Annotated in this window: 23 protein-coding genes; 13 read left to right on the top strand and 10 right to left on the bottom strand. The window is 72.9% G+C overall.

The annotated features are described in order from the left end of the window. Positions 1-7 precede the first annotated feature (7 nt). Positions 8-247: a DUF7455 domain-containing protein gene (locus AB0K03_RS04805; protein WP_026205883.1), complete on the top strand. Its 240-nt coding sequence runs from the start codon at positions 8-10 to the stop codon at positions 245-247. A gap of 562 nt (positions 248-809) precedes the next feature. Here the strand turns inward: AB0K03_RS04805 and AB0K03_RS04810 are convergent. The 3 genes from AB0K03_RS04810 to AB0K03_RS04820 form a co-directional block, all read right to left on the bottom strand. After that, positions 810-2,540, bottom strand: coding sequence for a DEAD/DEAH box helicase (locus AB0K03_RS04810; RefSeq protein WP_364680487.1), 1,731 nt, complete (start codon positions 2,538-2,540; stop codon positions 810-812). A gap of 116 nt (positions 2,541-2,656) precedes the next feature. Continuing rightward, a complete protein-coding gene (locus tag AB0K03_RS04815; RefSeq protein ID WP_364680490.1) occupies positions 2,657-3,271 on the bottom strand; it encodes a TRIC cation channel family protein in 615 nt (204 codons plus the stop codon). A gap of 13 nt (positions 3,272-3,284) precedes the next feature. After that, on the bottom strand, positions 3,285-3,503 hold the full coding sequence (locus AB0K03_RS04820; RefSeq protein ID WP_249611600.1) for a DUF3039 domain-containing protein: 219 nt from the start codon (positions 3,501-3,503) through the stop codon (positions 3,285-3,287). A gap of 201 nt (positions 3,504-3,704) precedes the next feature. On the opposite strand from AB0K03_RS04820, the gene AB0K03_RS04825 reads away from it, so the two are divergent. Beyond that, complete coding sequence (locus tag AB0K03_RS04825; RefSeq protein ID WP_364680743.1) at positions 3,705-4,652, top strand: pseudouridine-5'-phosphate glycosidase; 948 nt, start codon at positions 3,705-3,707, stop codon at positions 4,650-4,652. Next, positions 4,649-5,527, top strand: a complete 879-nt coding sequence (locus AB0K03_RS04830) for a PfkB family carbohydrate kinase (RefSeq protein ID WP_364680493.1) — start codon at positions 4,649-4,651, stop codon at positions 5,525-5,527. Before AB0K03_RS04825 ends, AB0K03_RS04830 begins: the two co-directional genes overlap by 4 nt. Here AB0K03_RS04830 and AB0K03_RS04835 read toward each other — a convergent pair. Next, on the bottom strand, positions 5,524-5,871 hold the full coding sequence (locus tag AB0K03_RS04835) for a DUF3099 domain-containing protein (protein WP_364680495.1): 348 nt from the start codon (positions 5,869-5,871) through the stop codon (positions 5,524-5,526). The two genes, AB0K03_RS04830 and AB0K03_RS04835, sit on opposite strands and share 4 nt — an antisense overlap. 98 nt (positions 5,872-5,969) lie before the next feature. On the opposite strand from AB0K03_RS04835, the gene AB0K03_RS04840 reads away from it, so the two are divergent. Continuing rightward, a complete protein-coding gene (locus AB0K03_RS04840; RefSeq protein WP_364680498.1) occupies positions 5,970-8,348 on the top strand; it encodes a bifunctional diguanylate cyclase/phosphodiesterase in 2,379 nt (792 codons plus the stop codon). Here the strand turns inward: AB0K03_RS04840 and AB0K03_RS04845 are convergent. Then, entirely contained in the window at positions 8,305-8,880 is a 576-nt protein-coding gene (locus tag AB0K03_RS04845; protein ID WP_364680501.1) for an HhH-GPD-type base excision DNA repair protein, read from the bottom strand. The two genes, AB0K03_RS04840 and AB0K03_RS04845, sit on opposite strands and share 44 nt — an antisense overlap. Before the next feature lie 71 nt (positions 8,881-8,951). On the opposite strand from AB0K03_RS04845, the gene AB0K03_RS04850 reads away from it, so the two are divergent. Together AB0K03_RS04850 and deoC are read left to right on the top strand one after the other, a co-directional pair. After that, positions 8,952-9,680, top strand: coding sequence for a GntR family transcriptional regulator (locus AB0K03_RS04850; protein WP_364680503.1), 729 nt, complete (start codon positions 8,952-8,954; stop codon positions 9,678-9,680). Then, positions 9,677-10,381, top strand: coding sequence for a deoxyribose-phosphate aldolase (gene deoC / locus AB0K03_RS04855; RefSeq protein WP_364680506.1), 705 nt, complete (start codon positions 9,677-9,679; stop codon positions 10,379-10,381). Before AB0K03_RS04850 ends, deoC begins: the two co-directional genes overlap by 4 nt. On the opposite strand, the gene AB0K03_RS04860 is transcribed toward deoC, so the two are convergent. Beyond that, complete coding sequence (locus AB0K03_RS04860; RefSeq protein WP_364680509.1) at positions 10,375-13,590, bottom strand: hypothetical protein; 3,216 nt, start codon at positions 13,588-13,590, stop codon at positions 10,375-10,377. The genes deoC and AB0K03_RS04860 overlap by 7 nt on opposite strands. Positions 13,591-13,920: 330 nt before the next feature. Here AB0K03_RS04860 and AB0K03_RS04865 point away from each other — a divergent pair, with 330 nt between their 5' ends. The 3 genes from AB0K03_RS04865 to dtd all read left to right on the top strand — a co-directional run bounded on the left by AB0K03_RS04865 (position 13,921) and on the right by dtd (position 15,502). Then, a complete protein-coding gene (locus AB0K03_RS04865; RefSeq protein WP_364680512.1) occupies positions 13,921-14,268 on the top strand; it encodes a hypothetical protein in 348 nt (115 codons plus the stop codon). A 170-nt stretch (positions 14,269-14,438) separates the two neighbouring features. Further along, complete coding sequence (locus AB0K03_RS04870) at positions 14,439-15,083, top strand: phosphotransferase (RefSeq protein ID WP_364680514.1); 645 nt, start codon at positions 14,439-14,441, stop codon at positions 15,081-15,083. Next, entirely contained in the window at positions 15,080-15,502 is a 423-nt protein-coding gene (gene dtd / locus AB0K03_RS04875) for a D-aminoacyl-tRNA deacylase (protein ID WP_364680517.1), read from the top strand. The genes AB0K03_RS04870 and dtd overlap by 4 nt, the downstream gene beginning before the upstream one ends. Positions 15,503-15,526: 24 nt before the next feature. Here dtd and AB0K03_RS04880 read toward each other — a convergent pair whose 3' ends face one another. Further along, the gene (locus AB0K03_RS04880; RefSeq protein WP_364680519.1) at positions 15,527-16,312 is read right to left on the bottom strand and encodes a sporulation protein; all 786 of its coding nucleotides are present in this window, start codon (positions 16,310-16,312) and stop codon (positions 15,527-15,529) included. Positions 16,313-16,621: 309 nt separating this feature from the next. Between AB0K03_RS04880 and sigB the strand changes: the two genes are divergently transcribed. Both sigB and AB0K03_RS04890 read left to right on the top strand, forming a co-directional pair. Then, complete coding sequence (sigB, locus tag AB0K03_RS04885) at positions 16,622-17,578, top strand: RNA polymerase sigma factor SigB (protein ID WP_364680745.1); 957 nt, start codon at positions 16,622-16,624, stop codon at positions 17,576-17,578. Positions 17,579-17,717: 139 nt separating this feature from the next. Continuing rightward, positions 17,718-18,122: a YrdB family protein gene (locus AB0K03_RS04890; protein ID WP_364680522.1), complete on the top strand. Its 405-nt coding sequence runs from the start codon at positions 17,718-17,720 to the stop codon at positions 18,120-18,122. 95 nt (positions 18,123-18,217) lie between these two features. Here AB0K03_RS04890 and AB0K03_RS04895 read toward each other — a convergent pair whose 3' ends face one another. Beyond that, positions 18,218-20,764 (bottom strand): GNAT family N-acetyltransferase, encoded by a 2,547-nt coding sequence (locus AB0K03_RS04895; RefSeq protein ID WP_364680525.1) that lies wholly within the window; start codon positions 20,762-20,764, stop codon positions 18,218-18,220. Positions 20,765-20,790: 26 nt separating this feature from the next. Beyond that, on the bottom strand, positions 20,791-21,975 hold the full coding sequence (locus AB0K03_RS04900) for an acetoin utilization protein AcuC (RefSeq protein WP_364680528.1): 1,185 nt from the start codon (positions 21,973-21,975) through the stop codon (positions 20,791-20,793). A 304-nt stretch (positions 21,976-22,279) separates the two neighbouring features. Between AB0K03_RS04900 and AB0K03_RS04905 the strand changes: the two genes are divergently transcribed. Next, entirely contained in the window at positions 22,280-22,978 is a 699-nt protein-coding gene (locus tag AB0K03_RS04905; RefSeq protein ID WP_364680530.1) for a metal-dependent transcriptional regulator, read from the top strand. Positions 22,979-23,042: 64 nt separating this feature from the next. On the opposite strand, the gene AB0K03_RS04910 is transcribed toward AB0K03_RS04905, so the two are convergent. Then, positions 23,043-23,303: a DUF5522 domain-containing protein gene (locus tag AB0K03_RS04910; RefSeq protein ID WP_364680533.1), complete on the bottom strand. Its 261-nt coding sequence runs from the start codon at positions 23,301-23,303 to the stop codon at positions 23,043-23,045. A 60-nt stretch (positions 23,304-23,363) separates the two neighbouring features. Between AB0K03_RS04910 and AB0K03_RS04915 the strand changes: the two genes are divergently transcribed. Further along, a complete protein-coding gene (locus tag AB0K03_RS04915; protein ID WP_364680536.1) occupies positions 23,364-23,819 on the top strand; it encodes a hypothetical protein in 456 nt (151 codons plus the stop codon). Positions 23,820-23,892: the final 73 nt, after the last annotated feature.

A 23,892-nucleotide genomic window follows, 5' to 3' on the forward strand; every position in this document is an offset into this window, starting at 1 on the left:
GAAGGCGATGACCCCGACTCTCACGCCGCCGGCGGGAAGCGTGGCCGGAACAGCAGCCGATGAACGGTGCGACCGCTGCAATGCAGCCGGGAAGCTCCGTTTGACCCTGGCTGGTGGCGGCGAGCTGGTGTTCTGCGGACACCACGCCAACAGGTACGCCGAAGACCTGGTGAAGATCGCGGTGCAGTACGCGGCCGACCCGGAGTTCACGTGGCGCGGCGCGGACATGATGTCTAACTCCAACTAGATCCCCCAAAACAAGCAACGGAAGGGCGCCCCGGTGTGGGGGCGCCCTTTTTCCGTCTCGCGTCCCGGTCACGGCCCAGGACGCCGAGAACGGCGCCCTGCGTCCCGGCGACCCGCGCTCCACGCGAGCCGCTCCCAGGAACGGCGTCCCAGCCGCACCGGCCCCCTCAGCGGTCACCAACGCGGCCTCAATGACCACCCACGACGGCCGGCCGGCCCGAACCGCCGGCTTCCGCCACCCAGCCGACCCAGAACGCGGCTACCCGCACCGCAGGCCGGCCCATACCCGCCGCACCGCCGGCTCTCCGCTACGCAGCCCGCCCAGACCCCGCCGCACCGCCGACTCTCCGCTACACAGCCCGCCCAGACCCGCCGCACCGCCGGCTCTCCGCTACACAGCCCGCCCAGACCCCGCCAGACCGCCGACTCTCCGCTACGCAGCCCGCCCAGACCGGCGGCCATCGACCCACCGCTCAGCCGACTCAGAGCGGCCACCGCCACGCCACCCCGGGCCCGGCCATACCTCGGGCACTCGGCCCGCCGTGAGCGGCCGGCTGGGCCGCTCAGAGGGTCTGGATGGTGGCGATCCGCTCCTCGAGCTGCTCGATCGTCGCCTGCGCGCTCGGCGGCCCCCCGCACAGCCGTCGCAACTCCGCGTGGATCTTGCCGTGCGGAAGGTTGGTGCGGTGGTGGTGGGCGGCCACGAGCGTGTTCAGCTGCCGCCTCAGCGCCACGCGGCGTTCCGCTGCGCTCATCGTCCCCACCGGCTCACGCTGGGCCGGTACGGACTCCTTGGGGGCCGCCGCGGCCGCGCGTTTCTGCGCCGCCATCTGCTCGGACTGGCGCTTGTTCAGCAGGACCGAGACCTGGTCCGGGGTGAGCAGGCCCGGCAGGCCGAGATACTCCTCCTCCTCGGGGGTGCCCGTACGGGCCCCGGTGCCGAAGGAGGTGCCGTCGTAGATGACCTGGTCGAGCTCCGCCGTGGCCGACAACGCCTCGAAGCGTTTCTCGAGCTCGCCCTCCGCGTCCTCGGCCCGCTGGGCGCGTTCCAGGAGGGCGTCGTCGAGGCCGTCCGGGTCCTTGGGGGCGCCGAGGATGTGGTCGCGCTGGACCTCCATCTCGCTGGCGAGGCCGAGCAGGTGCGGGACGCTGGGTACGAACACCGTCGCGGTCTCGCCTGTACGGCGGGCGCGGACGAAGCGGCCGATGGCCTGGGCGAAGTAGAGCGGGGTCGAGGCGCTGGTGGCGTACACGCCGACCGCGAGGCGAGGGATGTCGACGCCTTCGGAGACCATCCGGACCGCGACGAGCCAGCGCTGCTCGGAACGGCTGAACTCGGCGATGCGCGCCGAGGCCCCCTGGTCGTCGGAGAGGACCACGACCGGCTTCTCGCCGGTGATCTCGCCGAGCAGCTTCGCGTACGCACGGGCCGACTGCTGGTCGCTGGCGATGACGAGGCCGCCGGCGTCGGTCATGCCGTGCGAGCGCAGCCGGGACAGGCGCGCGTCCGCGGCCCGCATGACCTGGGGCATCCAGTCGCCGCGGTGGTCCAGGGCCGTACGCCATGCCTGCGCGATCAGGTCCTTGGTCATCGGTTCGCCGAGGCGGGCCGCCAGCTCGTCGCCCGCGCTCGTGCGCCAGCGGGTCTCCCCCGAGTACGCGAGGAAGATGACCGGCCGGACGACGCCGTCGCGCAGGGCGTCGCTGTAGCCGTACACCGAGTCGGAGCGGGAGCGCTGGAGGCCGTCCTGGCCGCGCTCGTACTCCACGAACGGGATGGGGTTGTCGTCGGAGCGGAACGGTGTGCCGGTGAGCATCAGGCGCCGCTCGGCCTGGTCGAAGGCCTGCTTGACGCCGTCGCCCCAGGACCGGGAGTCGCCGGCGTGGTGGATCTCGTCGAGGATCACCATGGTCCGGCGGGTCATGGTGCGCCGGCGGTGCACGGCCGGCGCCATGCCGACCTGGGCGTACGTGAGGACCGCCCCGTGGAAGTCGCGGGAGCTGTGCACGTCGGAGTTGCGGAACGCCGAGTCGAGCTGGATGCCGACCCGGGCCGCGGCCTGCGACCACTGGGTCTTGAGGTGCTCGGTGGGGCAGACCACGGTGACCGCCTCGACGGTGCCGTCGCTGAGCAGCTCGGCCGCGATCCGCAGGGCGAACGTGGTCTTGCCGGCACCCGGGGTCGCGACCGCCATGAAGTCGGCGGAGCGGTTGCGCAGGTATTTCACCAGCGCCTTGCGCTGCCAGTCACGCAGCGGCGGGAAGGTCTCCAGGTTCGGCAACGGCGGACTCAAGCTGCGACGATCCCTTCCCCATCAGCAAAACGCCCCCGCGGAATGCCGCGGAGGCGAACCCCAGCATAGCGGCGGCGGCCACCACCGCACGGCACCGCGCCATCGACGGCGGCGGCCTACGGCACGGCCACCGGGGCGGACCAGCGGCGGTACAGGGCGAGCATCCGTACCGTCATCATCACGGCCGCGACGAGGGCCAGGGTGACCGGATCGGCGACGCCCAGGCGGCTCAGCACGGTGACCGTGACCGCGCCGCCGAGCGCGACGACCGCGTAGATGTCGCGTTGCAGCACCGCCGGGATCTCACCGGTGAGCAGGTCGCGGGCGAGGCCGCCGCCGATGCCGGTGAGCATGCCGATCAGGCAGGCGCCGACCGCGGGCATCCCGGCGTCGATGGCCTTGAGCGTGCCGGTGACCGTGAACAGCCCGAGACCGGCGGCGTCGAGCAGCAGCACCGTACGCCGGAGCCGGTTGAGCTGCGGGTGCAGCCAGAAGACGGCCATCGAGGCCAGCACGGCCGTGACCGCGTACCGCCAGTCGGCGAAGGCGAGCGGCGGCACTGCGTCGATCACCAGGTCGCGCAGGATGCCGCCGCCGAGCGCCGCCACGAAGCCGACGAAGGCCACGCCGAACAGGTCGAGACGCTTCGCGACCGCGGCGCTGGCACCGGAGGCCGCGAAGACCGCCACACCGATGAGGTCCGCGACGAGCAGGGTGTAGCTCGCCGTCACTCGTTCCCCCCGGTCAGACCTGCATCGCCTCGTAGATCTCCTTGCACTGCGGGCACACCGGCGAGCCGGGCTTCGGCGACTTGGTCACCGGGAACTTCTCCCCGCAGAGCGCCACCACGAAGGTGCCCATGACGGCGCTCTCCGCAATCTTCTCCTTGCGCACGTAGTGGAACATCTCCGGCCCGGTGTCGGCGTCCTTCGTCTCCGGGCGCTCGAGGATCTGCGTGCTCACGGCATCTGCCTCTCGTCAAGTCTGTGGTATTCGTCCGGTCTCGGGTGTCAAGCCATGTGATCTGGCCCACCGCGTGCCCCCCGGTCTCCGCGGCGGAAGCTCTCCAACCCGCAAGTCTGACAGCTCACGCCTGGTCGGTCCAACGACGATGACCCTCGGGAGGGCCGTACCGTTGCCATCGTGACCGATTCCACGCGGCCGGTGGGCCGCTTCTCCATCCGGTACGGCGACCACGTGACCCGGGCGCGCCGCGACGGACGACCGGTGGTGGCCCTGGAGAGCACGATCGTCTCCCACGGCCTGCCCCGGCCCGACAACCTGCGGGTCGCCCGCGAGATCGAGCAGACGGTCCGCGACAACGGCGCCGTTCCGGCCACCATCGGGATGATCGGTGGCGAGCTCGTGGTCGGGCTGGACGACGCCCAGATCGAGCACCTGGCCGGCGCGGACGGCGTGGCCAAGCTCTCCGTGCGGGATCTCGCCCTCGGCGCGGCGACCGGCGCGGACGGCGCCACGACCGTCGCGGCCACCAGCGCCGTGGCGGCGGCGGCCGGCATCGGCGTGTTCGCCACCGGCGGCCTCGGCGGCGTGCACCGCGAGGCCAGCACCACGTTCGACGAGTCGGCCGACCTGAGCACGCTGGCGCGTACGCCGATCGTCGTGGTGTGCGCCGGGGTGAAGTCGATCCTCGACGTGGGCGCGACCCTCGAGCGCCTGGAGACGCTGGGCGTGGCCGTCGCCGGGTACGGCACCCGCCGCTTCCCCGGCTTCTTCGTGACCGACGGCGGTTTCGACGTGGACTGGCAGCTGGACTCCCCCGCCCAGGTCGCGGCGGTCATGCAGGCGCGTGAGGACCACGGCGTCGGCGCGGGCGCGCTGGTGCTGGGCAACCCGCTGCCCGCCGACGAGCAGCTGGACCGGGAGCTGCACGACCGTACGCTCGCCGAGGGCCTGGCCATGCTCGCCCGCGACGGGGTGACCGGCAAGGCCGTGACGCCGTTCCTGCTGAGCCACTTCCACAGCAGCACCGAGGGCAAGAGCCTCGAGGTCAACGTCCGGATCATCCTGCGCAACGCCGCCCTCGCGGCGCAGATCGCGGCGGCGGCCACTCCGGCGCACACGGCGCTCGGTTTCTCCCTGCCGGCATGACCCGCCTGCTGGTCGTCGGCGATCTCGTCACCGACGTCCTGGTGCGGCACGCCGGGCCGCTGGCGGTCGGGTCGGACACGGACGCGCAGATCCGGGTGGGCGGCGGCGGCCAGGCGGCCAACACAGCCGCCTGGCTGGCCCACGCCGGCTGCGCGGTGACGCTGGTCGCGGCGGTGGGCGACGACCACGCCGGCCGGGAACGAGTCGCCGAGCTGGTCACGGCCGGTGTGCGGTGCGAGGTGCGCCACCACGCCGGTACGGCCACCGGCAGCGTCGTCGTGCTCAGCTCGGCCGGGGAACGCACCATGATCACCGACCGGGGTGCGGCGCTGCTGCTCGACCCGGCGGACGTCACGGCCGCGGTGGAGGGCGCCGCGGACGCGTCCCACCTGCACCTGTCGGGCTACCCGCTGCTGCACGAGGGGTCGCGGCCGGGCGGGCTGGCGGCGCTGGCGGCGGCGCGGGAGCGAGGGCTCACGACCAGCGTCGACGCGGCCTCGGCGGCGCCGTTGCGCGCGATGGGTGGCTTTCTGGATCTCGTACGGGGCACCGACCTGCTGCTCTGCAACGCGGACGAGGCAGCCGTGCTGGCCGGCCCCGGGACCGCGGAGGAGCAGGCGGCCGTGCTGAACGCGTACGCCCGCAACGTCGTCGTGAAAGGCGGTGCGGACGGTGCCGTCTGGAGATCCCGGGACGGGGTGTTGCGGTCGGTGCCGGGTGTCCGCGTACCGTCGATCGATCCGACCGGGGCCGGTGACGCCTTCGCGGCGGGCCTGCTCCGGGCATGGTGTTCCGGCGCGGAGCCGCAGGCCGCGCTGGCGGCCGGGGCCGCGCTCGGAGCCGTCGCCGTCACGACCGTCGGCGCCCGGCCCTAAGGCTCCACGTCGATGGTGCGGTGGGCGGTTCCCTCGGCCGTGCGCTGCTCGATCGCCGGCTGGAGCTTCTCGGTGCGTGGCGGCGGCGCCGCCTTGTGCTTGGGCGGGCGGTCGTTGGCGATCAGGACGGCGGCCCAGGGCAGGAACACCATGCCGGCCGCGCAGAGGGTCAGCCACAGCGGGAGCAGGGGCGGGCGCACGCTGATGAGGATCGCGCCCACGATCAGGCACGCGGCCCTCAGCGCCATCATCGTCACGTAGCGGATCTCGCGGCTGCGAAGCTGGTCGCTCTGGCTGCGGGCGGCGTCGGTGATCAGCACCGGCCGCTCCGGCTGCTTCTTCACCGGCTCATCCTTGCACTGCGGCGGGGAAGCTGCCCAGTATCGACGCAGCGCACCCGGCAAGCCTTCAGTCCGGCGGCCGGCGACCGATCAGGGAGTCCGTGCGCTCAGGCTCCCACGTCTCGAAGCGGCGCTGGGCCGGCGTCGCGCTCGTCGTCGTGGTCACGTTGCTCGGCACGACGGCCTCCTGGGCCGCCGCGCGCAGCGCCCGCGCGTCGGAACAGCGCTACGCCGCGCAGCTCATGGACCGCTACACCAGCGACCTGAGCCGGGCGATCACGACCGAGGTCCAGCGGTACGGCGACACGCTCACCGACGTGGCCATCGCGCTCGGCTCGCAGACCGACCTGACCGCCGACGACTTCGCGTGGATCACGACGAAGGTGAGCAACCGGCGGCTGCCCGGCGCGGCCTCGCTCGCGTTCGTGGCCTCGGCGCCGGACGACGGCGTCAAGGCGCTCGAGGACTACTGGCGCAGCAAGGGCGCCACCAGCCTGAGCCTGGATCCCGTCGGCCGCGGCGCCGAGCACGCGTTCATGGTGTTCACCCGGTCGTTCGACGGCAAGCCGATGGCCGCCGGCGAGGACATGAGCTCCTCCCCGGAGGCCGCCGAGACCCTCCACGACGCGCGGCTGACCGGCGGGCTCGCGGTGAGCCGGGCGTACGTGCTGCCGGCGGACCGCCCCCTGCCCGTGGCGCAGCAGCAGCTCGCGTTCACCTTCGCCGTACCCGTGTCGTTCATCGGGGGCACGTTCCGCGGATGGCTGACGATGGGCGTACACGGCGGTGACCTGCTGAACGAGACCCTGCGTACGCAGTCGCACGGTGCCGTCACCGCCGAGCTGGACGACCCCTTGGACGGCAGCGGCCGGACCGTGGCGCGAGCCGTCGGCGGCGACGCGCGGCCGTCACCGGCACTGGACCGGGTGTCGTTCATGGCCGCCGGCCTGCGCACCTGGAAACTCGAGGTGCACCCCACCAAGCGGCTGCTCGAGGAGACCGACCGGGGCATCGTGACCAGCACGTTCACGGTGGCCATGACGATCACGCTGCTGCTCGCCGCGCTGGTCGGTCTGCTCGCCGGCGCCCGCAACCGGGCCATGAGCAAGGTCGACGCGGCCACCGCCGCGCTGCGCCTCGACATCGAACGGCGGCAGGAGGTGGAGACCCGGCTGCGGCAACGGGAGAACGAGCTGCAGCTCATGGCGCTGCACGATCCGCTGACCGGGCTGGCCAACCGGGCCGGGCTGGACGCCCGGCTCGCCGCGACGGTCGGGCGTCGCGCGGACGTCGCGCTGCTGCTCATCGACCTGGACGACTTCAAGCTCGTCAACGACGCGTACGGGCACGCCGCCGGCGACACGATGCTGATGCAGTTCGCCGACGTGCTGCGCGGCTGCGTACGCTCCGAGGACGTGGCCGCCCGCATCGGCGGCGACGAGTTCGTGGTGCTGCTCACCGACATCGTCGACGCCGACAGCGCGATGACCGCCGCGCACCGGGTGCTGGCCGCGGCCGCCGACACGCCGGTGCGGCTGGGCGAGGACACGCTGCCCGTGCGGGCCAGCATCGGCGTCGCCACCAGCCGGACCGGCGACACCCCCAAGGACCTGCTCCGCCGCGCCGACGTCGCCATGTACCAGGCCAAGAACCTCGGCACCCACGGCGTGCAGCTGCACGACCCGTCGATGTCCGACCGCCGCGCCGCGGACGCCCAGCTCGGCGAGGACCTGTCCGGCGCCCTCGAACGCGACGAGCTCACCGTGCTCTACCAGCCGCTGGTCGACCTGTCCGACAGCCGCCCGATCGGCGTGGAGGCCCTGGTCCGCTGGCAGCACCCGCGGCTCGGGGTGGTCTCCCCCGGCCGGTTCATCCCCATCGCCGAACGCAGCGGCCTGATCAACGCGCTCGGCATGTACGTCCTCGAACAGGCCTGCCGCCAGGTCGTCGCCTGGTCCGGCGACATGTACGTGAGCGTCAACCTCTCCCCGCGCCAGCTGCAGGTGCCGACGCTGGTGCAGGACGTGCTGTCGGTGCTCGCCCGTACCGGCCTCGCCCCGGCCCGCCTGGTGCTGGAGATCACCGAGTCGGCCCTGGTGGACGACGCCGCGAGCATCTCGATGCTGGCCGCGTTCCGCTCGCACGGCATCCGGGTCGCGATCGACGACTTCGGTACGGGCTACTCGTCCCTGCACTACCTGACCCGCCTGCCGGTCGACATCCTCAAGATCGACCGGAGCTTCGTGGCGGAACTCAACGGCACCCCCGAGGGCGCGGGCATCACCGAGGCGATCCTGCGGCTCAGCCACGCGCTGCACCTGACCACGGTCGCCGAAGGCATCGAGACCACCGACCAGGCGGCCGAGCTGCAACTGCTCGGCTGCGGGGTGGGCCAGGGCTACCTCTTCGCGGCCCCGCTGCCGGCCGGCGAACTGGTCACCCTGCTGCGTTCTTCGCCGCGGCCTTCATCTCCTTCTTGAAAGCCCGTACGCGCGCCAGCGAATCCTCGTCGACGATGTCGGCCACCGACCGGTGCGAGCCGTCCTCGCCGTACGCACCCGCGGCCTCGCGCCAACCGGGCGGCTGCACGCCGTACTGCTTGCCGAGCAACGCGGTGAAGATCTGAGACTTCTGCTTCCCGAACCCGGGCAGCGAGGCGATCCGCTTGACCAGCTCCTTGCCGTCGGCCGCATCCCGCCACAGGTTCGCGGCCTCGCCGTCGTAGCCGGCGACCAGCACCCGGCACACCTCCTGCACCCGCGCGGCCATCGCCTTCGGGAAACGGTGCAGGGCGGGCGGCTCGGCGAAGATCGCGACCAGGGCCTCCGGATCGAAGGCGGCCAGCTCGTGCGCGGTGGGTGCGTGACCGAGGCGCTGGTTGAGGACGTACGGGGAGCTGAACGCCTTCTCCAGCGGGATCTGCTGGTCGAGCACCATGCCGATGAGCAGCGCCAGCGGGTCGCTGGACAGCAGCTTGTTGGCCTCGGCGTCGATGGGCAGCGAGAGCGTCATGGCGCACATCCTATGGACTTTCCGCGCCCGAGCGAGCAATCTCTAGGTTGTCTAGACGACCTGGAGGACTTGTGGCCAAGACCCCGCTCTATGTGCGGATCGAGCGCGCTCTGCGGGCCAGGCTCGAGAGCGCCCGCCCCGGCGACCTCGTGCCCGCCGAGTCCGCGCTGGCCGAGGAGTTCGGGGTGGCGCGGATGACCGTGCGGGCCGCGCTCAACGCCCTGGAGGCCGATGGGCTCGTCGAGCGGATCCAGGGACGTGGCACCTTCGTGCGCCAGCGGCCCGCGCCGCGGGCCGCTGCGACGCTGATGAGCTTTCACGATCAGGTGCGCAGCTGGGGACGCCGGCCGTCGTCGCGGCTGGTGGAGGCCGAGGTGCGGGCCGCGGCCGCCGAGGAGGCGGCCGCGCTGCAGTTGACCGCCGCAGCCGCGCGGGTGGTGTCGATCGTGCGGGTACGCCTCGCCGACGACGTCCCGCTGGCCGTGGAGTACGCGTGTTTCCCGCCGCACCTGACGGCCCTGCTCGACGTCGACCTGGAGGCCGGTTCCCTGCACCGGGCGCTGCACGACCTGGGCCTGCGCCCGACCCTCGGCTCGTCCACCTTGACCGCACGGGCAGCCGGGCCGGACGGCGCTCACCTGCAGGTGCCGCCCGAGGAGCCGCTGCTCGTGGAGAGCCGGCTCATCGTCGACCAGCACTCCGCACCGCTCGAACACACCGTCAGCCGCTACGTCGGCTCTCGCTACGCCCTGCACGTCGCCTTCGATGTGCAGCCGCCCCGGACAGGAGACCTCCGATGAACGTCGCCAAGATGATCGACCACTCGCTGTTGCGCCCCGAGCTGACCACCGCCGAGGTCCGGCTGGGCTGCGAGATCGCCGCGCGGCGGGAGACCGCGTCGGTGTGCGTACGGCCCTCGGACGTCGGTCTCGCCGCCGCGGCGCTCGCGGGAACGGGCGTGCTCGTCGGCACGGTCACCGGCTTCCCGCACGGCAGCACGACCACCGCCGCCAAGGTCGCCGAGACTCGTGAGCTGGTGGAGGCCGGCGCGGACGAGATCGACATGGTGCTGCACATCGGCCGGCTGCGTGGGGGCGAGGAGAGCTACGTGCAGGACGACATCGCCGCCGTGGTGGCCGCCGCGCAGGGCCGGGTCGTCAAGGTGATCCTGGAGAACGCGTACCTGGACGACGAGCAGAAGGTCACCGGCTGCCTGCTGGCGGAGCGTGCCGGCGCGGCGTTCGTGAAGACCAGCACCGGCTTCGCGCCGGGCGGCGCGACCCTTGCCGACATCCGGTTGATGCGGGCGACGGTCTCACCCTCCGTGCAGGTCAAGGCCGCGGGCGGCGTCCGTACGCTGGACACGCTGCTGACCCTGCACGAGGCGGGAGCGACCCGGTTCGGCGCGACCGCGACCGAGGCGATCCTGGACGACTGGGCGGCCCGGCAGCGCGGCGACCGTACGACCGCCGCGGCCCCCGCGGACAGCGGCGGCTACTGACCGAGCGCCCGGTGCACCCGTGCCGCAAGCGCCCGGTCCTCGGCGAGCACCTCGTGGATCCCCTCCTCACCGGCCGGCTCGGCAACCGTGATCCAGACCAGCCGCTCCGGGAGATGCTCCCTCAGCTCGTGCAGCGCGACGGCGACCCGGAGCCGGTCGCGGAGCCCCAGGAGCAGCCCTCGCAGGTCCATCCCGTCGATCACGTCGGCCACCCCGCTGCCCGGCGGTGCGTTGAGCGCCGCCAGGCAATCGAAGACCTCGGGTACGGAACGCCGGAAGTAGCCGCTCGCCGAGACCGACCGCAGCCAGGACAGCACGTCGGTCACGGGGAGCCGACCGGCGTCCCGCGCCAGCATGCCGAGCAGCAGCCGCGCCGCCCGCCCGAAGTGAAGCTGCCGGCCCGACTGTTCCGGCCCGCCACCGAACAGGACGGACACGGCCCGGGCGTAGTCCGCGACGAGCGTGTCCGCGCGCTGCGAGGAGGCGATCCATACCCGGGCGAGGCAGTGCGCCACGGTGTCGGCGTCCGCTCCGCCGAGCGGCACGACGGTCGTCACGGTGTCCGGCATCCAGCGCCCGAGTGGTTCGACGGCCAGCCGCAGCAGGTCCGCGCCGGTGTCCCCGGTGAGCTGAAGCCGGTTCGCCACCCTGTCGAAGGACATCGTGCCCCAGGCCGACCCGTGGGTGCTCCAGTTGACGTCGACCTGCGGGAACCGTCGCTCGGAGGTGGCGTCGAGCACGAGGTCGCGCCGCTCGCCGTCCCAGGCGCGGATCGCCGTGATCGTCTCGACCAGGTCGCTCCAGATGCCGGACGGCACCGCGGCTTCCCACTGCAGGGCGGCAACGCGGAGCCAGTGAGCCGGGTCGGCCGCGTGGAGAAAGACCTCCGACGCGCGCAGCGGCTCGCCACAGGCCAGCGTCAGCAGCGCCAGGTTCAGCGAGTACGTCGCCATCAGATGGTCCACCCGTTTGTCGGCGGGCCGGTACTCGCGCTGCGGGAACTCCGGGCGGAGCAGCGCCGTCCGCAGCCCTTCCAGCAGCCACGCCCGGACCGCGGTCCGGTCGTGCTCGGCCAGCAGCTCGGTCACGAACGGCAAGACCGTGCTGCGCGCCGCGAGCGGCACATAGCCGAGCAGGGTCTGCAGCAAGCCGTCGTCGCGGCCGCCCCCGCCCAGCGACAGCGTCGAGACCGCGGCCCGCGCCGCGTTGTCACGGACCAGCCGGACCACGAGACGCGCCACCAGATACTCGCCGAAGGTCGCGTGCAGGAACTCGTACGTCTGCAAGGTCTGGCCGTCGCGCAGAGCTTGAGCGCGCTGGATGAAGAAGAACCGCCCGATCAGCTCCTCCGCGCCGGTCAACGGCCGCCGGAAGGCCTCACCGCCACCCGGGCGCACCGGGCCGACGCCCAACGCCCGCAGGTCCGCGTCGAGCTGCCGCTCGGTCACCGACTGCCGCAGCCGGTTGAACATCGCGAACGCGACCACTGACAGCCGGACCAGCTCCTCGTCCACCAGCGCCGGTACGGCGTGCTCCGGCGCGCCCGGATGCAGCCGCCGCACCTCCCGCTCGGCGAAGCTGCCGAGCAGCCGCTCGTAGAGCTGGGTGGTGCTGAACGAGGCATCGCCCTGCAGCCCGTGCGTCGTGGCGTCGTACAGCGCCAGCATCAGCAACAGCAGCGGCTGCTCGCAGAAGTCGGGGAAGCGGCCGACGTGCTCGGGCAGGAGATCCCGGTGACCGGGCCGCCCGGCGTTCGCCGCGTTCCAGCCGAGCAGCCAGCGCGCCACCTGGGCGTCGTCGAAGCCCTCCAGGCGTACGGCGAGACAGCCGGCCGGCACCCGCGCCCGGTCGCCGACCGCCACCCTGCTCGTGACCACCACCGCCACCGGGCGGCCCTGCACCGCCTCGCGCCGCTGGAACTCGGCCACCCGGTGCAGATAGTCCGACTGGTGGATGCCGGTGGCCTGCAACAGCTCGTCGAAGCCGTCGAGCAGGATCAGCGGCATCGCGTCGCCGGCGTCGCGGGCCAGCTCCGCCCACGCGACGCTCTCGCCGATCGTCGCCCGTACGGCGATCTCGATCTGGTCCTGGATCTCGGCCTCCGCCGGGACCTCGCGCAACACCACCCGGACCGCGAGGAAGTCCGCCGCGGGCAGCCGGGCGGCGAGCACCCGGGTGAGCACCGACTTCCCGGCACCCGGCTGGCCGAGCAGCAGCAAGGGCGCCTCCGCCGCCTGCGGCGTCGTCAGATATCGCGCCAGGAAACCGGCGAGGTCGGCGCGGACGTCGCCGTCCCACCAGGAGTCGGTCGCCACCGGGTCCCCCGGGCCGGCGGCTTTCACCCGGAACCGCGGATCCAGGTACGCGTCGCCCAAGGCGGGCGCCACGAGATCACCGGTGGCGTCGCCGGCCACGGGACGGTCCAGATCCGCCCGGTACGCCGCCGCCAGCCCCGCCCGCCGCGCCGAGGGGTCCCGGCCCGACGTGGCACGTTCCAGCAGCTCCCGCAGCTCGGTGAGGCTCTGCCCGAGCCGGTGCCGGTCGGTGGCCGCCACCCACAACCCGAATTCGGGTACGTCCAGCGCGAGCTGCCGGTGGACCTCCTCGTAGCGGCGCAGCGCCAGCGCCGGCACCCGGTCGTCGATCAGCTCGGCCGCACGGCGCTGCTCGGTCTCGCTCGCCCGTTCCCAGACCGCCAGCCCCTCCAGGTACGCCCGGACCCGCCGCGCCATGCCCCGGTACCAGCCGTCGAGGGCGGCGATCAGCTCCGCGTACGAGGACTCGGGCGCCGGCACGGGCAGGTCGGCGTGGAACAGCATGTGCAGCCAGGTGCCGTCGACGCGGGTGTCCGAGGCGAGCATCACCTGGTCGGCGCGGGTCAGCTCGGGCGGCTCGACCGCGCTCGCCCGCACCGTCTCGTCCAGCGCTTCGAAGAAGCTCGACACCACGAGCACGCCATGCGCAGCCTGGAGCCGGCTGCTGCGGTCGTAGCGCCCCAGGACCCGTACCGAATCCTGGATCTTCCCGGCCACGACGTGGCCGAGCCGGATCACCTCGGCCTTCGCGTCGAACAGGCTGAGCGCCACCTCCGACCCGCCGCCGGTCGCGACGGCGAGCGCCCCGCCCAGCAGGTCGTCCATCGTCCGCAGGACGGGACCGGCCCCGCCGAGAAGCTTGACGGCATCGGCGTAGCGCAGACCGTGAGCCATCCGCCCATGATGTCGGCCCTGCGCCACGCCCTTCGACCCGGGGTTGCGGTCTTCGTCGATGGACCGGCCTTTCACGGGCGGCTTCGCCGGCCCTGCCGGGGCCGGGCCCTCTCGGCCGGGCCGGGCCCGGGCGGGTCGGGTCGGGTCCGGGCGGGTCGGGCCGGGCGGGTCCGGGCGGGTCCGGGCCGGGCCCTGGCGGGTCGGGCCGGGCCCTGGCGGGTCCGGGCGGGTCGGGTCGGGCCCTGGCGGGTCGGGCCGGGCCCTGGCGGGTCGGGCCGCTCACGCTCGGGTCCGGTTTGCCGGACCTCTGTTCGGGCAACCACCCTCACCATGAGCGACCACGACGAGATCGGCCACGGCGAATACGGCGACATCGACCAGGTCCGCGATGTGCCCAGCACCTCGCGAGCGGAGACTGGCGCCGACGACCCGGGCCTGACCAGCACGTACGCCGCCGGCACGGACCCCGAGCAGCTGCGCAACGGCGGCCCCGGCCCGGCCGACGGCGGCATCATGACCACCACCGGCGGTACGGCGGGACCGAACAGCTTCCGCCCGCAGGCCCGGCACGGCCAGGGCGTCGCGCCGACCACCACAGGCGATGCCACCACGGGTGGCATGGACGCCCCGGCCGAAAGCACGTACCACAGCGACAACAGCACCACGTCCGTCGACTGACAGCGTTCCGGCGCCGGGCCGCGCTTCGTCGGCTGTTCGTGCGCCGTAGGACCGTCCCTGCGCCGTCCCGCGCCTCTACTCGGCCAGGCGGCGCCGTCCCGCGTTTTGTCCTCGGCGGCGCCGTTCAGTGCTTCGTCGTCGGCCGGGGCGGCTCCGGTATCTTGCGTCGGGTGACCGGCCCGTTGCTCGCCTCCGGCCGGGAGGCCGACGTGTACGCGCTCGACGCCACCCGCGTCCTGCGCCGTTACCGCCGTGACGCGGACGTCACCGGTGAGGTCGAGGCGATGCGCTACGTCGGCGGGCTCGGCTATCCCGTGCCCGTCGTCCACGAGGCCTCGGGCCGGGACATGGTGCTGGAACGCCTCGACGGCCCGACCATGGTCCAGGCCTGCGCCGCGGGAGATCTCTCGCCCGCTGAGGGTGCCGTGCAACTGGCCGAGCTGCTCCGCCGGCTGCACGAGCTCCCGCCCTGGCCCGGCGCGCCGGCCGGCACCCGCATCGTGCACCTCGATCTGCACCCGGACAACGTTCTGCTGACCGCGCGCGGCCCGGTGGTCATCGACTGGTGCAACGTCCGGCCGGGCGAGGCCGACCTGGACACCGCGATGTCGGCGTTGATCCTCGCCCAGGTGTCGCTCTGGGACCACCCGATGGCGGCGACCGCGCGGGAGTTCCTCGACGCCTTCCTCGTCGTCGCGCCCGGCGACCCGGACCGGCTCCTCGACGAAGCCGTGGCGCTGCGCCGCGGACAGCGCACCCTCACCGCCGACGAGATCGGCCACCTCGAGACCGCAGCGGAGCTGGTACGCCGATGAGAGCACTCGTGCAGACCGTCAGCCGGGCGAGCGTCACGGTCGGCGACGAGGTCGTGGGCAAGATCGAGGATGGGCTCCTCGTGCTGCTCGGCGTCACCCACACCGACACCGCGGCCACCGCCGAGACCATGGCCCGCAAGGTGTACGAGCTGCGCATCCTCGACGACGAGCAGTCCGCCGCCGACGCCGGAGCCCCGCTGCTCGTCGTCAGCCAGTTCACCCTGTACGGCGACGCCCGCAAGGGGCGCCGCCCCACGTGGTCCGCCGCCGCGCCCGCCGAGGTCGCCGAGCCGCTGGTCACGGCGTTCGTCGAGGCGCTGCGGGGCCGCGGGGCGGTCGTGGAGACCGGGCGGTTCCGGGCCCACATGCTCGTCGAGAGCGTGAACGTGGGCCCGCGAACCGTCTGGCTCGAGCTGTGAACGGCCTGTTCGAGGTGTGCAGGCCTAGAAGAAGCCGCGGCGCTGGGCCGACTGCTGCAGCCACCCGTTGAGCTGTGACGTCCAGTCGACCTGGTCGACCGTGTGGTAGTCGACGTCGAAGCGGCCGAACGCGTCGTGCCCCTCGGTGAACAGGCCGCCGCGCTTGTCGATCTCCAGCACCACCTGCAGCTGGTGCGGCGTCGGGATGAACGTGACCTCGAGCTGGTTGATGCCGTGCGCGAACTGGGCCGGCGGGTAGAACTCGATCTCCTGGTAGAACGGGAGCGTCTGCTGCACCCCGTACACCCGGCCGCGCTCGACGTCGGCCCGGCTGAAGCGGAAGCCCAGCCGCAGGAACGCGTCGAGGATCCGCTCCTGGGCCGGCAGCGGGTGCACGGCCACGGCGTCCAGGTCACCCTTGTCGACGGCCCGGGCCACCTCGAGCTCCGTCCGCAGCCCCATGGTCATGCCGTGCAGGTGCTGGCCGTACACCTCGGTGATCGGCGTCTCCCAGGGCACGTCGAAGCGGAACGGGACGTCGTAGCGCGCGCCCGGGTCGAGCTTGAACGAGCCGGTGAGGCGCTGCCGGTGGAATTCCTGATCGGTGTTGTACTCGCTGTCGCCGCTCTCCACCTCCACGCGGGTGATCAGCCCGACGGCGACGTATTCGATGTCGACGGCGTGCTCGCCGCCCATGACGTGCACCTGGCCCTCGAGGTAACCGCCGGGGCGGCAGTTGGGGTTGGCGAGCACCGTCTCGACGGACGGCCCGCCCACGCCCATCGCCTGCAACATCCGCTTGAAAACCACCGAACCTCCTCGTGGCGAAACGTTCCAGCTGCAGGTTACCGGGCCCGGCCAAGGTGTTCGGAGTTGTCCACAGGTCCGGAATGTCCCACCGTTCCGGGCGTCCTGTCGCCTACGCGACTCAGGGTTCTCCCTGATTCATGCCACCCGTACGCCTGCCTCACCTCCGCTTAACGCCCCACCGGGAAGACTTCCGATCACACAGCACGAAGCGGCTGAGCAGCACGACATCGGTGAACGCGGGGAGGGGACTGAAAGGTGGTCCTGCAGATGAAGGCGACGGAGTCCACGGTGGTTACCGCCGAGAACATCATGACTGACGGTGTCGAGCCCCTGGCCGACCTGGACGCCACCGACGAGCGCGGCGTCTCCGCGGACCTCGTCCGGGCGTACCTGAACGGCATCGGCCGCACCCGCCTCCTCACGGCCGTCGAGGAGGTCACCCTCTCCAAGCGGATCGAGGCGGGCCTCTTCGCCGAGGAGAAGCTTCCCGAGGCCGGCAACGACCTGGCCCCGCTGCTCGAGATCATCATCGCCGAGGGCCGGGCCGCGAAGAACCACCTCCTCGAGGCCAACCTGCGCCTCGTCGTGAGCATCGCGAAGCGCTACACCGGCCGCGGCATGGCGTTCCTGGACCTCATCCAGGAAGGCAACCTGGGCCTGATCCGCGCGGTCGAGAAGTTCGACTACACCAAGGGCTACAAGTTCTCCACGTACGCCACCTGGTGGATCCGCCAGGCCATCACCCGCGCCATGGCCGACCAGGCCCGCACCATCCGCATCCCGGTGCACATGGTCGAGCAGGTCAACCGCATGGTCCGGGCTCGCCGCGACCTCGCCGCCACGCTGGGCCGCGAGCCGAGCGTCGGGGAGATCGCCACGGCGATGGGCGTGCCGGAGTTCCAGATCATCGAGCTCATCTCGTACGACCGGGAGCCGGTCAGCCTCGACCAGGCCGTCGGCGAGGACGGCGAGAGCGCCCTCGGTGACTTCGTCGCCGCCGTCGACCCCAACGCCGAGCCGGGCAGCACGGTCACCCAGGGCGAACTGCGCAGCGAGGTCGAGATCGTGCTGGCCACCCTCTCCGAGCGCGAGTCCGCGGTCATCCGTCTCCGCTTCGGCCTGGACGACGGCCGCCAGCGCACCCTCGACGAGGTCGGCCGCGAGTTCGGCCTGAGCCGCGAACGGATCCGCCAGATCGAGAAGGTGACGATGTCGAAGCTCCGCGACCCGGAGCGCGCGTCCCGGCTCGAGGCTTACGCCGGCTGAGTCCCCACAAGTAGTTGAGAGGCCGGTCGCGGTGCGCGACCGGCCTCCGCCATGTCACCACTCTTCCCGGCCTTCGGGGACGCGCCCGCCGTTGCCGGTCCGGCCTTTCGGAGGGCGCGCCGACGGAGGGCCGGCTGACATGATCCGTAGCGTGGTCGTCCGGTTGTTCAGAGGTCTGAATCTGCTCCTGCGGTTCGCGCTGGAGCTCGCGGCGCTGGTGGCGCTCGGCTACGGCGGTTGGCACGTTCCCGGGCCGCTGTGGGTACGCCTGCTCGCCGCGGCCGCTCTTCCGGCAGCGGGCATCGCGGTCTGGGCGCAGTGGGTGGCGCCGCACGCCCGGCGGCCGGTCGCGGATCCGCTGCGGCTCGTACCGGAGTGGGTGGTCTTCGGGGGTGCGACCGTGGCGCTGCTCGCAACGGGACGTTCGTGGCAGGCGATCCTGCTGGCGGTGCTTGCGGCGGCGAACCGGCTGGCTCTGCACCTGCTCGGCACGACGACCGGTGGAGAGTCCGAGGAGGACAGCCACGCACGCCGTCCGGCGTGACAGCGCCCGGACGCAGCCCCACCGCCGGCCGGGCTCACCGGACCCGGCCGGCATCGCCCGACCCGAGCGGATCGCCAGACAGGCCGGGCGGATGGTCAGACCGTGTGGAGGCGGCGGGGGCCGGTGTCGGGACGGGTGCCCGGGTCGCCGTACTCGACGGAGGCGTGCAGGACCGCGTACCCGTCCGGGCGGGCCAGGACCGGGTTCAGGGACAGGGCGCGGACGCGGGGGTGTTCGTCGGCGAGGCGGCCCACGCGCAGCAGGAGGTCGATCAGGGCTTCGCGGTCGACCGGTTCGGAGCCACGGTAGCCGTGCAGCAGCGGCGCCGCGCGGGGCTCGTCGACGAGGGCGGCCGCCGCGCGGTCGGTGAGCGGGGCCGCACGCCAGGCGAGGTCGCCGAGGAGTTCGCTGGCGACGCCGCCGAGGCCGAAGCCCACGACCGGGCCGAACGCCGGGTCCTCCACCACGTCGATGGTGCAGGCGACGCCGGCCGGCACCATCGACTGGACGAGCACGCCGGGGCCGAACGCCGTCGACAGCTCGCCGTACGCGGCGCGGACGTCGTCCTCGTCGGCCAGGGCGAGGCGTACGGCGCCCAGGTCGATGCGGTGGCGCAACGATCCGCGGGCCGCCTTCAACGCCACCGGGTAGCCCAGTGCCGCGGCGGCCGCGACGGCCTCGTCGACGGAGGACGCGGACGACGACGGTTCGACCTTGATGCCGTACGCGGCGAGCAGGGCGGACGGCGGCCCGTCGACCTCGGCCGCCTCGGGGTCCACTCCGGACAGTACGGGCAGCACCCCGGGCGGACGGCGTAGCCAGTCGGCGTACGTGGCCACGCGGCCCAGCGCGCGCACCGCCTCCTCGACGGACGGGTACGACGGCACCTTCGCCGGCAGCTGCCCGAGCAGGAACGTGGCCACGGTCGGCTTCTCCCCCGCGAGCGCGACGCTGCCGAGCGCGGCGGCGAAGTCGGCGTCCTCGTCCGGCAGCTGGCCGGGCAGCGGCGGCGCGAACACCACGACCAGCGCGTCCACCCGGTCGTCGACGGCCGCGTCGGCGAGGGCGTCGGCGAAGTCGTGCGCGCCGGCCTGCGGGCTGATGTCGTGCGGATACCCCTGGGCCACGGTGAGACCGTTGGCGCGGCACGCCGCCACGGCCAGGCCGGACAGCGCCGACGAGTTGCCGACCACGGCGACGCGACGACCCGCCGGAAGCGGCTGGCTGGCGAGCAGCACACCCACGTCGAACAGCTCGGCGACGGTGTCGACCCGGATGACGCCCGAGCGGGCGAACAGCGCGGTGACCGCCCTCGTGTCGGGACCGGGCAGATCACCCGCCAGCCCCGGCGGACGCGTCGCCGAGGCCACCGCCACGACCGGTTTGACCCGGCTCATCCGCCGGGCGAGACGGGCGAACTTGCGCGGGTTGCCGAACGTCTCCAGGTACAGCATGACCACGTCGGTGCCGGGATCGTCCTGCCAGTACTGCAGCAGGTCGTTGCCGGAGACGTCGGCGCGGTTGCCGGCGGAGACGAAGCTGGACAGGCCCAGCCCGCGGCGGTCCGCCTCGGCCAGCAGCGCCACCCCGAGCGCGCCGGACTGGCTGAAGAAGCCCACCCGCCCCGCTGCCGGCAGCGTCGGCGCAAGCGTCGCGTTGAGGCGTACGGAAGGGTCGGTGTTGGCGATCCCCAGGCAGTTGGGGCCGACCACGCGCATGCCCGCCGCGAAGGCCGCGTCGACCAGCGCCCGCTGGGCGACCGCGCCGTCCGGCCCGGCCTCGGCGAAGCCGGCCGAGACGACGACCAGGCCCCCCGCGCCGGCTGCGGCCGCGTCCGCCACGGCCGAGGAAACCCCGTCGGGGGGTACGGCGATCAGGGCCAGATCAACCGCAACACCGGGCTGGGAGGCCGACCGGTAGGCCGGGAGCCCCGCCACCCGTTCCGCGCTGGGATGCACGGGCACGATCGTCCCGGTGTAGCCGCCGTCGCGGATGTGCCCGAGGATCGCGGCGCCGATGCCCTGCCCGCTGCGGCTCGCGCCGTACACGGCGACGGCCCGGGGATGCAGGAGCCGCGCGATGGACTTGGCCTCCGTACGCTGCTCGCGGCTTTCCTGCACCTCCCGCGACTTCTCGGTCGGCGCGATCGGGAAGCTCAGATGCACGACCCCGTCGGCGTATTTGCGCTGGATCTGGTAGCCGAAGTCGCTGAAGACCCGCAGCATGCCGGCGTTCTGCGGGAGCACTTCGGCGACGAACCGCAGGATGCCGTTCTCCTGCGCGGCATCGGCGAGATGCTCGAGAAGGACCGACCCGATCCCCCGCCCCTGGTACGCGTCCTCGACGACGAACGCCACCTCGGCCTCGGGCGAATCGGGCCCGAGCCGCTCGTACCGGCCGACGGCCATGATGCGCCTGCCCGAGACGATGACGAACGCCTCGCGGTCGCGATGGTCGACGTTCACGAACCGCTCGAGATCCCGCTCGGGAATCCGCGGGTACGGCGAGAAGTAGCGCAGGTAGCGGGTGCGGTCGCTCATGCGCGAGTGGAACTCCACAATGGCCGGCGCGTCGTCGGGACGGATCGGCCGCAGATGCACGGCGCTGCCGTCGGAGAGCAGCACGTCCGCGTCTCTGGTCATCGCTGTCACCTCCCCACTCGGGCCGGTCAGTCGCGGGGGTCGTGGGGGTCGAGGCCGTGCTGGGGGAACACCGCCATGCGGGTCGCCATGATGGCCTTGTCGACCGGGTCGTGGGCGGTGCCCGGCTCCCAGGTCTCGACCGGCGGTGGCACGCCGTCCGTGAGGGTCTCCGGGACCATCCGCCGGGGGCAGCGCTCGGCTGCGAGCCTGCGCCAGCCCGGCGGGGTGGGTGTCGCCGGGTCGAGCGGCTCGCCGGTCGCCACCGCGAGCAGGTGCGTCCAGGCCCGGGGCACCACCTCGACCAGGGCGTACCCGCCGCCGCCCGTGGCGACCCAGCGGCCGTCGCACACCTCCTCGGCGAGCGCGCGCAACGCTATGTACGCCGTGCGCTGGCCGTCCACGCTCAAGCGCAGGTCGGCGAGCGGGTCGAGGCGGTGGGCGTCCGCCCCGCACTGGGTGAACAGAAGCTGCGGCCGAAACGCGCGGACCACCGACGGCACGATCGCATGGAACGCCCGCAACCAGCCGCCGTCGCTCGTGCCGGGCGGGAGGGCGATGTTCACCGCCGTACCGTCGGCTTCGGGTCCTCCGGTCTCCGAGGGATAGCCCGTGCCGGGGAAGAGCGCCAGGGGCGACTCGTGCAGGCTCACGGTGAGCACGCGGGGATCGTCGTAGAAGGCGGCCTGCACACCGTCGCCGTGATGCACGTCGATGTCGACGTAGGCGACCCGCTCGGCGCCGAGGTCGAGCAGCCGGGCGATGGCCACGGCCGGGTCGTTGTAGACGCAGAAGCCCGAGGCCCGCGCGGCCATCGCGTGATGCAGGCCACCGGAGACGTTGACGGCCCGCGCCGCGTCGCCCGACCAGACGGCCTCGACCGCCGCGATCGTGGCGCCGCAGATGCGCGCGGACGCCTCGTGCATGCCCTCGAACACAGGATTGTCGGGGGTGTTGAGACCCCAGCCCCGGAAGAACGGGTCGTGCGGCGCGAACCGGACCGCCTCCAGGTAGTCCGCCCGATGGATGCGGGTCAGGGCCGCCTCGCCGGCCGGCGTGGGCGTCACCATCCGCACCCCGGGGCGGTCGAGAACGCCCAGCTCCCGCGCGAGCGCCATGGTGAGCTCCACCCGCACGGGATTGAGGGGATGATCACCCATGTCGTAGGCGAGCAACGCCTCGTCCCACACCACCGCCGTCGTCCCGTCCGCCATGGCAGTCACTCTGCCACGCGGGTCCGACAGAATCCCCGCTGACGGCCGGCCGTTCTCGCCGGGCCGTGCGACGGGCCCCGCTGCCCGGCGACATCGACGAGGGTGGCCTGCGGGGTCAGCCGGCCGCGCCGTGCGGACGAAGTGTGGCAGGGTGGCGATCGTGCGCGGCCCGGCGGCTCGGTGCGGGGGATTTGTCCCGTACGGACAGCGGCCGGGGCGGTTCGGTAAGGTCTCCCCCACCACCTCGTCGGCACGAAGTCAACCCCCGGCTGCGAGGTAACATCGCTGCTGGGAGGGCCGCACTGTGAATGATCTCGTCGACACCACCGAGATGTACCTGCGCACGATCCTCGAGCTCGAGGAAGAGGGCGTCCCGCCGCTGCGGGCACGCATCGCCGAGCGCCTGCACCAGAGCGGTCCGACGGTCAGCCAGACGGTCGCACGGATGGAACGCGACGGCCTGCTGACCGTCGAGAACGACCGGCACCTGCTGCTCACCGACAAGGGCCGGGTCGCCGCGGTCGCCGTCATGCGTAAGCACCGCCTCGCCGAGCTGCTGCTGGTCAATGTCATCGGCATGCCGTACGAGGAGGCGCACGAAGAGGCGTGCCGCTGGGAGCACGTGATGAGCGACTCGGTCGAGCGCAAGGTGTACGAGCTGCTCAACCGGCCGACCCGCTCGCCGTACGGCAACCCGATCCCGGGCCTCGAGGTGCTCGGCGTCCCGCCGGAGGAGCCGCTGGACAGCAGCGCCACCGTGGTCAACGCGGGTGAGCGCAACCTGGCGTTCCCGGGGCTGAGCGGCAGCGTCGTGGTGCGGCGCATCTGCGAGAGCGTCCAGACGAACGCCGGCGTGCTCCGCCAGTTGCACGCGGCCGGCATCGACCCGGGCGCGACGGTGACGGTCGCGCAGGAGCGGGACGGCGTCACGATCGACCGGTCGGGCGACAAGATCCGGCTGCCCCGCGAGGTGGCGTCGCGGGTCTTCGTCGACGCCCACTGACCTGAGGGACATGCGGGGCCCGGCCGACGCGGCCGGGCCCTCTGCCGTTTCGGATCCGGGCGGGTCAGGGCCCGTCGACGTACGGGCAGTGCCGGCACCCGCGCCCGCAGCAGGTGCCGCGGTCGGCGAGGAACCCGGCGGTGAGCACGAACAGGCCGGTTCCAGGATCGAGATAGCCGGCCTCACCCGCCTCGAGCGCCGCGGCGTGGGCGGTCAGGATCTCCGCACGCTGTGGGTGATCGGGGGCCAGCCGGGACGGATGCGGTTCCGTGAGCGGGCGTGGCGCCAGAGGGCCGGTCCCGGAGGGAGAAGAGCGCCGCGTCACGGGTACGAGGCTACGGCCGCGCCGCTTGACAGCCGATGTCAAGTAGCTGAGGATGGCCGGGTGCCCACCGAACGCGAGCTCGTCGAGCAGATCGTGCGGCTGCTCGACGTACGGCTGCTCGATCCGCTGGAGATCCTGCTGGACGGGGACGACTCGGTGGCCGCCATGCGGGAGGTCGTACGCGCCCGGGCGCGCCGGTGGGCCGACGTCATGCGCAACGGTGACGATCAGGCCGCCACCCGTACGGTGGTCCGCCTCGTCGCCACGCTGTATCCGGGTGATCGGGCGTTCGACCCGCCGCTGGAGTGGTGGCGCACGCCGCTGGGGCAGGTCGTGGCGGTGCGGGTCGGGCATCCGGCGGCGGCGTCCGTGTCGCTGGCCACCGCGGGCGCGATGCTGGGGATCACCCGGCAGGGGGTGCACGACCTGGTACGCCGCGGGAAGCTGCCCCGGCATCCGGACGGGGGCGTGCCGTCGGCCGCGATCCGTGACCGGCTACGGGCGGCGAGCGCATGACGAAACAGGGGGACGGCGGCCGGCTCACCACGCCGGCGCCGGCACGAGGTCCGCGAGCGACCGACCAGCGAAA

Origin of the sequence: Actinoplanes sp. NPDC049316 (assembly GCF_040677315.1) — a bacterium.
Lineage (GTDB): Bacteria > Actinomycetota > Actinomycetes > Mycobacteriales > Micromonosporaceae > Actinoplanes.